The sequence below is a fragment of the Clostridioides sp. ZZV14-6387 genome (genome assembly GCF_020657835.1).
In the GTDB taxonomy this organism is placed as follows: domain Bacteria; phylum Bacillota; class Clostridia; order Peptostreptococcales; family Peptostreptococcaceae; genus Clostridioides; species Clostridioides difficile_A.
In genome coordinates this window covers 41,662-55,407 of record NZ_JAGWCW010000018.1, presented here as the reverse complement: position 1 = coordinate 55,407, position 13,746 = coordinate 41,662, and the positions used below count along the sequence as shown (strand labels likewise).

The window sequence follows — 13,746 nt, the reverse complement described above, 5'->3', positions numbered from 1 at the left end:
AAAATAGCATTAACCACTTTTATATGGTTAATGCTATTTTCTACTTAATTAATTAGGTTTACCAAAACATCAATAATGGAACACTATAAATATGATATAAAAATATTATCTCAATATATCTAATTTCTCATTGTTCATCAATCTAAATACATGATTTGTATTTATTAAGGAACTATCGCCATAAGTTGTATGGGCTAACACTGAACTAGCAACTCCAAATTCAACAATATCTTCATTTCTCATCTTTTCCAAATATGAATATATGATTCCTGCTACATATCCATCCCCAGCACCTACTCTATCGTATATTTCTAGTTTATATTCCTTACTTTCAAAATAGCCATCATTATTTGATATGTATCCCTTTATAAATCTATTGTTCATATTATCAAATCTTCTCATAGTTCCAGCTACAATTTCTATATTATACTCTTTTCTAATTAATTCTGAACTCCATTTTATATCTAAAGTGTCTATATTAAGTATTTTATTTATATCTCTATAACTAGCAAATAACCCGTGACAATATGGCAGTATTTTTTTATAATCATTTACTAAATCATCATAAGTCTTATCTGGATTTAGTGATTGTCTAAAATTAAAATCAAAGAATACTTTTATTCCCTTTTCGTAAGATTCTTTAGCTAGTTGTAAAGCAATATGTTTAACTGAATCTGTAAGTTGCATAGCAATACCACAAATATGAACCACATCAATTCCTTCTAAACATTTATCAATATCATAGTCTTGTATCCTACTCTCGCAAAATGAACTATTTAACCTATTTAAGTAAGTCACTTCTGAAGGTCTTTCCCCATATCCATTCTCAAGAAAGTATACCCCCATATGATTTCCTCCATATGTAATAAAGTCATCTTTTACTCCAAGCTTTCTTATGTTTGCACTTGATGCTTTACCTACATTGTTATTAGGTAACTTTGTTAACATATAGGTATTATATCCAAAGTTTTTAAGTCCAGATAATATATTTAACCCTGTACCTGTAATTACATAATTTAGTTGGTCAGTTTGTGTTAAAAATTTATAATCAGGTACTGAAAGTCTCATCATTATTTCACCAAAGGCTAATATATTCATAAATCTATCCCAATAATTCTTTCATTATTTTATAAAGTGTTTTTATATCTTCTACTTTTGTATCACCTGTTACTTTATCGATTATTGATGTATAAACATGAGGTATGACCTTTTCTACACCATTATCAAGTGCAATTTGAACTATCTCTTTAAAGTTATCTAAATCTATGCCTCCTGTTGGCTCTAGATAAAAATTATGTTCTGCACAAGCTTTTACAACTTCTATATATTCATCTTTTGTTTTAAGCCCTCTCATTGGGAAAAACTTAACTGAACTTCCTCCCATATCCTTCATCATAGCTATGGCTGTTTCTATAGGAACTATACCATCTTCCTCTTTTGAACTTAATGGACCTGTAGATATCTTTACAAATCCTGGTTTACCAGTTGGAGAAACTAATCCATTTATTATACTATCGTTTTGACCAAGTAATGCTCTAGATGTAGCTACACCTGTAAATACTTGATTTATATGTTGTGGTTGAAGTTCTTTAGAAATTTGAGATACCATATTTGACTGATTTGGATCTCCAGCTCCAAGACCTACAGATACTGCATTATCTATTTCCTTTGAGTATTTTTTCATATCTTCAATAGCTGCTTCTACAGTACTATAATTCTTCGATAATATTCCTACTAATACATGCCCATCACAAGCATCATATATTTCTTTGGCGTTTTTTATACTTCCTGCAAGAACATTTAAACAAACTCTATCTTCATAATATTTTGGCGTACAATTCATATCACTTACCCCCGTTAGTAAAATTTAATAAATCTTTATAATTTTATTTATCTTATTTTCTATTTTTCTATTATCTCTTTTATTCTATTATAAATAATATCTAAATCATCTTCACTCACGCTTCTTATATCAACCTCTATATTGCCTTCATTAGACTTATAATCTCGAGTGTATATAGCTATCTTTCCACCTCTAAGTTCGTTTATAATTTGTTGTGTTGATTTATTTATTATATCTTCATTAAAATTAATCTCTCCACGTAATATTTCTCTCCCTGCTGAGTCTCTAGTTATATTCGCACTAGCTCCTTTTAAAGTATTTATCTTATCTATAAATGGATTTAACTTATCCTCCATTTCTTTTAAAGTTACTTTAGCACTATTAACATATCTCTCAATTGCACATGTTAAACCTATTATACTTTCTTTTCCTATTTTCATAGCTCTTCCAATACCCTTTGATTGAAGCTTTACATTATCTATGTATTTTTTTCTACCTATTACTAACCCTGAACTAGGACCCTCTATAGCCTTTGCACCACTGTATATAACTAAATCTGCTCCTAATTCATAGTATACTTTTAAATCTTCCTCTGCTGCTGCATCTACTATTAAAGGTAGGTTGTATTCTTTGGAAACTTGCACTGCATCTAATACACTTAGCATACTCTTTTGAACACAATGATGAGATTTAATATACATAATTGCTGCTGTATTGTCATTTATCTCTCTTATTATATGTTCCTTACTGCACATATTACTATAACCAGCCTCAACAACTTCTCCACCACCAAGTCTTATCATTGTTTCTACTGGAACTCCATAGTCAACATTGTGCCCTTTGGGAATTATTATTTCTCTTTTAATTTGTTTATTAGGGTTATTTATATTGTAAATTAAATTTATATCATCCTTTGCTATTATTGCACCTACACTCTGTGCAATTCCAGCAGATGCACTAGAAACTATTACTGCACTTTCACACCCTAATAAACTCGATATATATTCATCAGTTTTATTTACAAGCTCTTCTACTATGAAGAAATTTTCACACCCTTGACCTATTGCTTCAATAACTTCCTTATCTAATGTTGACACCCCTAGTATAGTCATCTTACCTGAAGCATTTATAACACGTCTTACAGAGTACTTTTCAAATATACTACTCATACAATCAGCTCTCCCATCTATACTTTCTATTTTATGAACTAACATATATTCAAATACTCTCCATTTATTACTACAGCCCTTGGCTTTATGGACGTATTTGTGATTACTGAATTATTCAAAGAATCTTGAAGCTCTTTTTCTTCATTCACTATATCAAATATAGTTAAATCAGCATCATATCCTTTTTTTATTAAACCTTTATTTTTCAAATTTATTGCATTTGCTGCATTTTTAGTAACCTTATTTATTATATCTTCAAGTGAGTAACCCATATATATAAACTTTTCCATTGTTGTAGATAAACTATATACTGGACCATTTATTCTATTTTTAATATATATATCTGTACTTATGGTATCTGGAAAAAGTCCTGCATCCTTAGCTTTCATTGCAACATCCATACTAAAACTTTCTGTTCCATGACCTACATCAAGGATTATACCTCTTTTCCTAGCTTCTATAATTTCCCCTTTAAGTTTATTACCTTTCAATATTCCATTTGGTTTTCCGTTATATATATGAGTTAATATATCACCTTTTTCCATATATCCTAATATATCCTCTATAGTTGGAGGAGAGCTGCCAAAGTGAACCATCATAGGTAGATTAAGTTCTTTTTTAACTCTTTTAGCTAACTTCAAAGGTTCAATGCCATTTGAAATTACAACACTTTTACTCATTCTAGCTTTGATTCCAACAATAAAATCTTTGTATTTTTTAACTGCATATTTAAGCGCCTCCTCATCTATGCTCATCATATTTGAAAGTTCATCTTGAGATGTTATTCCCTGCTTTGCAATATTTATCAAAGCATACACATTTGTTTTGTACTTTTTAGTATCCTCATAAAATTTTTCTATATCTAAAGCACCTGTTGTCCCTGTATCTACCACAGTGGTAACTCCACTTTTTACTCCAACCTCATCAGGATAATCCTTATAAATCTCTAACCTTTCATAGCAGTGTGTATGTATATCTATCCATCCTGCACTAATAAATGTCTCTCCATACAGTTCTATGATTTGGCTTGCTTGATACTTAGAATCATCTATATTATTTGTTACCTCTATTATTTTACCTTCTAATATAGCTATATCAATTATATGTTTATCTACTGTTTTTCCACCTTTGATTAATATGTCTATCTTCACTTTACTCTCCCTCTAAAATAATCTTAAATTTGCTCCAAGGTTCAATAAAGTCTAAAAGCATTATTTCATCTTCCTTTATTCTACCAACCCTATTTTTTCTTTCATCTTCACAGTCTTGAAGTATCAATTGTAATTCTCCTTTATACTTTCCAAAGTCATCATTACCAATCACTACGTCTCCTCTTTTAAAAACAGTACTGTTATCATGTTTAGGGAAATGTTCTTTAGCATATTTTTTTCTTACCTCTGTAGACCTGGCCACCTGGCTAGTTATGTCTCCTCTTCTAAAGTGTTGCTCTTTTATCATTATTCTCTTTTCTAGTTCAGAAATTTGCTCCTCAGCTACTACATTAAATACAATTTGATATTTATTTACTTCAGACATTCTTTTTAGTTCATCTTCACTTGCATATGCATTTCCTACAATCACATCATCAATCAAACCAGTTGCAAATAAGTGCTTAGTCACTGTAGATATATCTAAATTTCTATGCATTTCAAGTGTGCACAATCCATCATTTATATCCCAAGGTCCTATTGTTGCGTGTTTTGAATTAACAAAAGCAGAAGTTCTTATTCCATACTTTTTAAATCTATTTGAACATCTTACAAAGAAATCATATGATAAACCTGTACCCCTTTGAGGGTAAAAATTATGACAACCATATATATTATTTACATTTGGCTTGTATGTAATTATATTATCTAAGTATGCTACATCATTACTCATATTTAGCTCTACTTTTAAATCATATGGATTAAAAGAAATCATGGCTTCTTTACTTCCATCATATCCATAGTCAAGTCTTATTCCACTAGCATTTAACTCATTGAAGAATGTTAAATCATCGTAAGATATTTCTAATATATCAAATATATTTGGAGCTATATCAAGGATTACTTCAAATCCCAAGTCTCTTGCATAGGTTATAATCTCTTTAAAATGTTTTTTAACCTCTTCCTTTGGTCTTGTAATTGAAAGCATACACATAAATATTCTTTTAAATCCATACTTTGAAGCCATTTTTATATATGCTTTATCATCTTCCGTATTACTATGTTCTGGATATACTGATATCCCTAATCTTCTTTCCATCTTTATCCTCCTCAAACTTTTTAATATGTAAAATAAAAGTGAAGGTAATTCCTACTACCTTCACCTTTAATAATTTATAAGTTCTTTATATTTATATTATAAAACTTCTATTATATGTATTTTTATAAACTTTCACTCATTTCTTCTTGTTCTCTTTGTAATTGTTGCTTTTCAAAAACCTTGAAGAATGGATAATAAACAACAAATGATATCACAAAGTTAATTAACACTAAGACACCTGCCATTATACTCCAGTTAGTACTCATTACTGCTGCTATTGGTGCTGGCATTGCAAATGGTAATCTTGCTACCATCATAGGTATAATCCCTGTAATAGTAAGAACATACGACAAAGCTGTCATTATCATAGGTCCAATTATAAATGGTATCCCTAGTATTGGATTCATAACTATTGGTGCTCCAAATATTATAGGTTCGTTTATGTTAAATAACCCTGGTAAAAATCCTAATCTACCTAAACTTTTTAGGTACTTTGACTTAGAAAACATGAACATTACAACTAGTGCAAGAGTTGCTCCTGCCCCCCCTATCCATACATACCATTGTAAAAATTGTTCTGTAAATATATTTGGCATTGCATGAGCTGAGACTCCTTCTGTGAATGCAGTTATATTTTCTGCTATAGACATATCCCATATAGGTCTTATTACTGGACCCATTATAGCTGGACCATGTATTCCAAGTACCCAGAATAATGTTATTAGGAATACTGTTAGAAGTCCACCACCCAAACTGTTTCCTGATAAGAATCCTTTTAATGGTGATAACATAGAACTTAGTGCTGCACTTATATCAAATCCTAGCATATGTCTTGTTACCCAGAATAACATTAACACTACTGCTGTTGGCAATAATGCAATAAATGAGTTTGAAACCTCTGGTGGAACCCCTGCTGGCATCTTAATTGTAATATTTCTTTCCTTCATAAAACGATATATCTCAACTGTAATTAATGAAGTTACGATTGCTCCAAATAATGATGGTGAATTAAGTTTTGCCATGTCCATCCATCTACCAGCTTCTATAACTCCAGTTATTGGCTCAACAACTTGAGTTGGAACTATTGTAGAAACCAAAAATGCCATAACTGCGAGCATACCAACACCTGTTGTATCTAGGTTGTAGCTTTTAGCAAGTGATGATGCTATTCCAAAAGTAGCATATAAGGATAAAAATCCTACAGTATATCTAAATGGTATATCTAATGTTGCTCTGAATGGAGCTATAAAATCCATATAAGCATCAATAGGTATGTTTAATAATATTGTAAAAAATGACCCTACTATTGTTAGTGGTAATGTTGCTATTATACCTGCTCTTACAGCTCTCATATGTCTTTGATTACTTATCTTCGCTGCTACAGGCATGACCTTATGCTCTAAAAAACTTGCGAATTTTTCCATAGTTCCCCCCTATATTAGTGATATTCCCCTTTATTTATGATGCAATAACGATTTCATGACAAAAATTAATTTTTATATAATTGATAATATCACTTATTTTCTTAAAAATATTATAACATTATAATGTTTAATTGTAAACATTATAATGTTATAATATTATTTTTTTATAAAACCAATAAAAATCCTGAGCATATTATCACTTTAATAAGCTCAGGATTTTTATTATATTTCATATTTAATTACATAATTTTGTACTTCTGTATTATATCTTGCAAATGATAATTCAACTATATTATCATTTTCATCATAAGTCTTTCTCTTTCGTCCTAATAATTTGTCTTTATCTATATTTAGAGCTTTTGATACTTCTACTTCTGATTCTTCTATAAAAAATTCATCTTCAAATCTAGTTATATTTATATTCTGTCTATATAAGTACATATATAAAGAACTGTGGTTATTAAAGCTTTCAATAGTTAGATTTTCATCAAAAGGTATATAATGAGTAAAATATATATATGGTTTACTATTCAAGTAATACATTCTAGTAATCTTGCTACATTTTTCTCCAAATATACAAAATTCTTGTGAGTTTACATCATTTGTAATTTTTTCAATTGAAATAGTCTCTTTAGATAACTTATGCCCTTTAGATAGAAGTATACTTGAAAAAGAATCGGCCTTAGATAACTTATTAAAAAGACTATTACTTATTACTTTTGTACCTTTTCCACTCTTTTTCTCTACATACCCTTCTGATTCTAATATCTCAATAGCTTTTCTAATAGTAATTTTACTAACTCCAAACTCTTGCTCCAACTCTCTTTCTGTTGGGATATTTTCATCAATTTTATATTCATTATTCAGTATTTTTTGCTTTAATATCTCTACAACTTGTATATATAATGGTTGATTTCTTAACATGATTCACCTCTTAGATTATATGTTATAATATTATAACATATAATCTTATACTTTAATAGTAATATACATTAACTTTAAACTTAATATAAAAGAGTACTTAAAATAAACTTAATGTATACTTCAAGCACTCTCTCAATTTATTCTCTTTAATTTTTATTTATCTTGTAGCTTCAAATGTAAATCAACGATTTCCTCAGCTAACTGTTGAAAATTCATAGCATTCATTAAGTGGTCTTGTGCATGTACGAGTATGACACTCATTTCTGTCTTGTTTCCACTAGCTTCATTTTGTATTAATTCTGTTTGATATCTATGTGCCTTATTTATAACTTCCTTAGACTCTTTTAACAATTCTTTTGCTTTTTCTATATTTCCATTTTTAGCTTCTTGTATTGCCTCAAAAGCTAATCCTTTACCTTCACCTGCATAACCTATTATACCAAAAGAAATCTCTATAATTTTTTCGTCCATCCTTTGATTCTCCCAATTTATATATTAAAAGTAAATTATATTTTCTATTACTTCGCATTGTTAAGTTCTATTGCTCTATTTAGAACAGCTTTTCCGTCAACTGTCCCATAGTGCATCATATTTATAACCTCTACTGGTACATTATATGGCTTAGCTATTTCCTGAGCTTTAAATAATATGTATCTAACTTGTGGACCTAATAATAAAACATCACATTTTTCTATTTCATTTTGTATAGTTGATTCTGGTATTGCCCAAATTTGTGACTCTATACCGTTTTCTTTAGCTACACTTTCCATTTTATTAACTAATAAACTTGTAGACATTCCCGCTGAACAAGCCAACATTATTTTTATCATATATTCCCCTCCAAATTTTTATTAATAACCTTTTTAAATATTATAATGTTATAATATTATGTTTAATTCTACATTAAATATAATATACTTTCAACACTTTTTTATTATTTTAATATTATTAGTTGCTAAACAGATAAAAACTGTATCACTTGCTTGTAATATGATTCCCTGTACCTTACTCTACAAAGCAGGTTTTTATTCCTTAACTATAAGTGATTAATAATTGAATTTAATTTCCTTAAGCCAAAGTATAAAATACTCAATAACCCAGTATATCCAATTGTAACTATTAAAAATAATATCTTATTAAAAACTTGTCTTTTGTCTTCTATAAATAGACGGCGATACTCCTGTTTTCATTTTAAATTTTTCAATAAAATAACTAGTACTACCAAATCCACACTGATAAGCTATATCTGAAATCGAATCATTAGTTGAAATTAATAAATTTGAGCTAGCTACCAAGCGGTAATTAATAATATATTCAAAAATAGTGCAATTCATATATTTTTTAAATTCACGACAACAAGTACTTTTAGATAAATTAACTTCTTTTGCTAAATCATTAAGTTCGATTTTCTCCATATAATGGTCACATATATAGCCAATTATATTTCTTATATGCAAACTATTATTTCTAGCATTATCATTAGGAAATGATACAAAATAAGATTTTATTAAAATATTCCATACTTCTATTAATAATATAAATATATGTAATTCAAATCCCATTTCCTTTTTATTATACTCTTCATAAATTTTAAAGATATTGTTTAGTATAACCGATTTCCAGTCAATATCATTTTTCAAAATACAATAATTAATTCTAGAATTATCTATATAAGGTTGTATATATTTTATATTTATGAGACTTCCTGCAAAGCTAGATATAAAGTCTGAATTAAAAACTACACTTATATAAGAGCAATCACTTCCTTTATAATTTTTTGCCTGATGCAATTGCCTTGCATTTATGAATATCCCTTCTCCTTCAGATAAAATTATTGAATCTCCATCAACATTAAAATTAATATTACCTTTTGTTACAATACAAAATTGTAACTCTTCATGCCAGTGCCAATCAATATACCCCAAAATATTTTCACTTATTTTAGTCTTATAGACTGTAATTGGAAATTCAAATGAACCTTGTTGTGTTACTTCTTTTTTATTTTTATTAGTAACAATATTATCCTTCATAAATCTAGTCTCCTTTTGCTAATTTCGATTTTTTTTAATCATACACAACTTGATAATATAACGATATTTATTGCCTATATTATTATATATTTTTTGCTAATTAGTCAATATAATTATAATTAAGAAATAAATAATAAATAATTTTAGGAGATAAAAACTATGAGAAATATAAAAGATATCAAATATATACAAAATGAAAATGCAAGAAATTTACACAAATCTAAAGTAAGTGTAGACTTTATTAACAAAGAACAAATAGAAAAAATTAGAAACTTCCATAAAAGCTTTTCAGAGTATAAAGTAACTCCTCTTCACAGTTTAAGTGAATTAGCTAATGAATTAGGTATTAGTAATATCTGGCTAAAAGATGAGTCATATAGATTTGGACTTAATGCATTTAAAAGTCTTGGTGGTTCATATGCGGTTGGAAAATATATAGCAAAAAAATTAAATATGGATATTTCTAATCTTTCTTTTGAAATGCTAAATAGTAAAAATATAAAAGAAAAGCTTGGAGACTTAACTTTTGTAACAGCCACTGATGGAAATCATGGAAGAGGGATTGCTTGGTTTGCAAATCAAATTGGACAAAAATCAGTAGTATTTATGCCAAAAGGGTCTTCTGAGATAAGATTAAATAATATTAGAAAAGAAGGTGCAGAAGCATCTATAACAGACTTAAATTATGATGATGCAGTAAGATTAGCTACTAAATATGCTGATGAAAATAATGGTGTTATAATACAAGATACTGCTTGGGATGGTTATGAAGAAATTCCAACTTGGATTATGCAAGGATATGTTACTCTTATCGATGAAGCTATAGAGCAAATAAATTCTTTAGATAATGGAATCCCCACTCATGTATTCCTTCAGGCAGGGGTTGGCTCTTTTGCTGGAACTGTACAAGGATATCTAGAATATGTATTTGGCAATAATAGACCAATAACTACTATAGTTGAACCAAATGAAGCAGCATGTATATTTAAATCAGCAGAAATAAATGACCAAAAACCACATGCTATTACAGGTTTTATGGAAACTATAATGGCAGGGCTTAATTGTGGTGAACCTAACACTATAGGTTGGAATATTTTAAGAGATTATTCTGATATGTATATTTCTTGCCCTGATTATGTAGCTGCAAGAGCAATGAGAATACTTGCTAATCCACTAAAGGGAGACCCTAAGGTTGTATCTGGAGAATCTGGTGCGGTAGGTTTAGGGATTTTAAGTTTGATTTTAGAGGAAGATGGATTAAAAGAAATAGCTGATAAGCTAAACATAAATAAAGATTCAAAAATACTTGTTATAAGTACAGAGGGTGATACTGATCCTGAAAATTATAAAAGAATAGTGTGGGATGGCGCTTATACGTCAATTTAATAAAGTAAGGTAGATTAGGTATTCATTACCTTATCTACCTTACTCTATTTATTCTGTTATATCACTTACTTGTGATACGGTTCCCCATTATTTATCCTATATGCTCTATAAATCTGCTCCAACAATATCAACCTCATCATCTGATGAGGAAAAGTCATCCTAGAAAAAGATAACCTATAATCAGCTCTTCCTAGGACTTCATCAGAAAGCCCTAGAGAACCTCCAATTATAAAACAGAGACTACTATTACCTCTAACTGCTAAATCACTCATGGTCTTAGCAAGCTCCTCAGAAGACAAATTCTTTCCATCAATGGCTAAAGCTATAACATAACTATTGTGCTTTATCTTCCCTAAAATTTTCTTACCTTCTTTATCTTTTATAATTTCCATTTCCTTAGCACTCAAATTTTCTGGAGCTTTCTCATCGTCCAACTCTATAATTTCCAACTTACAGTACTTAGAAAGTCTTTTTTTAAACTCATCAATACCTAATTTTAAATATTTCTCTTTAATTTTACCTACCACAACTATACTTATATTCATATGTTTCTCCTAAACTTAATTTTGCTACACATTTATATCCTAATATAATCTATAAACTCTTATAAAATTATCTCACTCTTTCTTGATTTGCATACTCTATAAACTCTTCAAAAGTTACAGCTTTGCTATAATAATATCCTTGATATATCTCACATCCTAATCCATATAGCTTATCTCTTTGACTCAAATTTTCAACATATTCAACAACTATGTCAAACTCCAAATTTTTTGAAAGATTTACAATAGACATTATAATTTCACTACTTCTTTTATTTGTAAGTATCTCTTTAACTAACGAACCATCCAATTTAACTATATCAAAATTATTATTTTGAAGATATATGAGTGAGCTATGACCCATACCAAAATCATCCATAATTAGCTTTATTCCCAAGTTATGTATCGCATTGATACGTTCTATAATTATTTGCGAACCTGATAATGCAACCTGTTCTGTAATTTCTATACCTAACATATTAGGATTTATATCATTCCTATTAATGATATTTTTTATTTGCTCTGGTAATTTAGGGTCATCAAGTTGGTCTGGAGATATATTTACAGAGAATTTAACAGGATTTCTCAATAACTTCTCACTCTTCTTTAAGTCAATACATGCTTTATCAATAATATACTCTCCAAGCTCATCTAAGAACCCTTCTTCTTTAGCCAAAATTATAACTAATGGTGGATAAATGAATCCTCCTATTGAATGTTTCCATCTAAGTAATCCTTCTGCTCCTACAACACTTCCATTATAATTGACTTGAGGTTGATAAAAAAGTTCTATCTCTCCTCTTTTCATGGCGAACTTTAAATCTGAAGCTAACATTTTTGAAATTGACCCTATTTTACCACTGTAATTTAAAAGATTTGGCTGTTCACCTGTTAACTCATACCTTTTTACTAAATTTGTTAAATTTTCTATATTATTTTTAAACATATATGTATATCTATTTTGCGACATCTTTATAAATGGTATATAAATCATAACCCCGATACATAGATTAAACAATTGTAACATACTTCCTCTTATAGAGCCTGTAGCCATATAACCACTTAAAAATATAGGCGATGTCCATTCTACAGGAGAAACTGTACATGGAACAAACCCTATAGACATAGCTATATAACTTGTAATAGTCAAGATTATAGGCGTAATTACAAAAGGTACAAACATAATATGGTTAAAAACAATTGGTATTCCGAAAACTAACATCTCATTTATATTAAAAAGAGCTGGTATGGAAGCAATTTTGGCTAGCTTTCTTACATTTATACGTTTTTCACTAAGAAAAATCGCAATTACTAGACATAGCAAAGAACCGCATCCACCCAACAAGACCATTGTATCAAAAAAAGTCTTAGTAAAGATTTCTGTTGGCAATTGATTATTATTAACTAAATTGATATTAATTGCCATACTATTTTCAAATAAACTTTTTGCAACTGTATCTAGAACATTACTCCCATGAATTCCAAAAAACCACATAAAATGCATCAAGAAAATAAATAATAAGGCACTCATGAGATTTCTTCCCATTTTGCTAAATACATTTGAAAATAAATCGTAAAATATATCTTGAAAGTTTGAACTACCAATTAAACTTATCATTATTACTCTAAAAATAGAAAATAAAAATACTACAATTATAAATGGAACTATAGCTGAGACTACCATATTAAAGTCTGCATCTGCTCCCTCTGTATGAAACTTTACACTTGTGACAAAAGATTCTGTAAGTTTTACAAACAATACAGATGATGTCATAGCGACAATAATAGCCGTAAATAGCCACTTTGTGTTAAATACTTCTATATAATTAAGTTCATTGCCACTTGAAAACACTAAAAAAGAGCACATTGCAACTATAGGAACAAGTACTGTATACTTGCTCCCATATATTTTCCCATAACTATAACTTATTGTTAATAATATTATTAATGAAATTATTCCTAAAGTAGAGCCATTTATAAAGTTAAGAATCTTTGTGATTTCTCCATTAAATAAATTTGATAAACATTCTTGATACGCCCTTATTGGAAGATTTAAAATGACAAGAGCAGTTGAGCCAGTCATAATAGCAGGTATGGCTAAAATCATTCCTTGCTTTATAGAATATAAAATTTTATTATCTTCAACATTTTCGAAATTTCTTTTTAGCAAAGTTATTCACC

13 protein-coding genes are annotated in these 13,746 nt (G+C 29.0%); 1 reads left to right on the top strand and 12 read right to left on the bottom strand.

Annotated elements, in window-relative coordinates:
• Positions 1–105: 105 nt before the first annotated feature.
• The 10 genes from KGF38_RS12665 to KGF38_RS12615 form a co-directional block, all read right to left on the bottom strand.
• Positions 106–1,098: a sugar kinase gene (locus tag KGF38_RS12665; RefSeq protein WP_074179480.1), complete on the bottom strand. Its 993-nt coding sequence runs from the start codon at positions 1,096–1,098 to the stop codon at positions 106–108.
• Positions 1,099–1,102: 4 nt separating this feature from the next.
• Positions 1,103–1,843: a 2-dehydro-3-deoxy-phosphogluconate aldolase gene (gene dagF / locus KGF38_RS12660; RefSeq protein WP_227832433.1), complete on the bottom strand. Its 741-nt coding sequence runs from the start codon at positions 1,841–1,843 to the stop codon at positions 1,103–1,105.
• 59 nt (positions 1,844–1,902) lie between these two features.
• Entirely contained in the window at positions 1,903–3,057 is a 1,155-nt protein-coding gene (locus tag KGF38_RS12655) for a DgaE family pyridoxal phosphate-dependent ammonia lyase (protein ID WP_227832432.1), read from the bottom strand.
• Entirely contained in the window at positions 3,051–4,163 is a 1,113-nt protein-coding gene (locus KGF38_RS12650; protein WP_227832430.1) for an amidohydrolase/deacetylase family metallohydrolase, read from the bottom strand. Before KGF38_RS12650 ends, KGF38_RS12655 begins: the two co-directional genes overlap by 7 nt.
• A gap of 1 nt (position 4,164) precedes the next feature.
• A complete protein-coding gene (locus KGF38_RS12645) occupies positions 4,165–5,259 on the bottom strand; it encodes a MupG family TIM beta-alpha barrel fold protein (protein WP_227832427.1) in 1,095 nt (364 codons plus the stop codon).
• Positions 5,260–5,381: 122 nt separating this feature from the next.
• Positions 5,382–6,683: a PTS sugar transporter subunit IIC gene (locus KGF38_RS12640; RefSeq protein WP_227832426.1), complete on the bottom strand. Its 1,302-nt coding sequence runs from the start codon at positions 6,681–6,683 to the stop codon at positions 5,382–5,384.
• Positions 6,684–6,905: 222 nt separating this feature from the next.
• Positions 6,906–7,607, bottom strand: a complete 702-nt coding sequence (locus KGF38_RS20520) for a GntR family transcriptional regulator (protein WP_074179475.1) — start codon at positions 7,605–7,607, stop codon at positions 6,906–6,908.
• Between the two features lie 153 nt (positions 7,608–7,760).
• The gene (locus KGF38_RS12625; protein WP_223153268.1) at positions 7,761–8,078 is read right to left on the bottom strand and encodes a PTS lactose/cellobiose transporter subunit IIA; all 318 of its coding nucleotides are present in this window, start codon (positions 8,076–8,078) and stop codon (positions 7,761–7,763) included.
• 47 nt (positions 8,079–8,125) lie between these two features.
• On the bottom strand, positions 8,126–8,437 hold the full coding sequence (locus KGF38_RS12620) for a PTS sugar transporter subunit IIB (protein ID WP_223153267.1): 312 nt from the start codon (positions 8,435–8,437) through the stop codon (positions 8,126–8,128).
• Positions 8,438–8,743: 306 nt separating this feature from the next.
• Positions 8,744–9,637 (bottom strand): AraC family transcriptional regulator, encoded by an 894-nt coding sequence (locus KGF38_RS12615; protein ID WP_074179473.1) that lies wholly within the window; start codon positions 9,635–9,637, stop codon positions 8,744–8,746.
• A 168-nt stretch (positions 9,638–9,805) separates the two neighbouring features.
• Here KGF38_RS12615 and dpaL point away from each other — a divergent pair, with 168 nt between their 5' ends.
• Entirely contained in the window at positions 9,806–11,023 is a 1,218-nt protein-coding gene (gene dpaL, locus KGF38_RS12610; RefSeq protein ID WP_413926755.1) for a diaminopropionate ammonia-lyase, read from the top strand.
• 65 nt (positions 11,024–11,088) lie between these two features.
• Here the strand turns inward: dpaL and rlmH are convergent, their stop codons facing one another.
• Together rlmH and KGF38_RS12600 are read right to left on the bottom strand one after the other, a co-directional pair.
• On the bottom strand, positions 11,089–11,568 hold the full coding sequence (gene rlmH / locus KGF38_RS12605; protein WP_054272067.1) for a 23S rRNA (pseudouridine(1915)-N(3))-methyltransferase RlmH: 480 nt from the start codon (positions 11,566–11,568) through the stop codon (positions 11,089–11,091).
• 67 nt (positions 11,569–11,635) lie between these two features.
• Positions 11,636–13,735 (bottom strand): EAL domain-containing protein, encoded by a 2,100-nt coding sequence (locus tag KGF38_RS12600; RefSeq protein WP_054277829.1) that lies wholly within the window; start codon positions 13,733–13,735, stop codon positions 11,636–11,638.
• Positions 13,736–13,746: the final 11 nt, after the last annotated feature.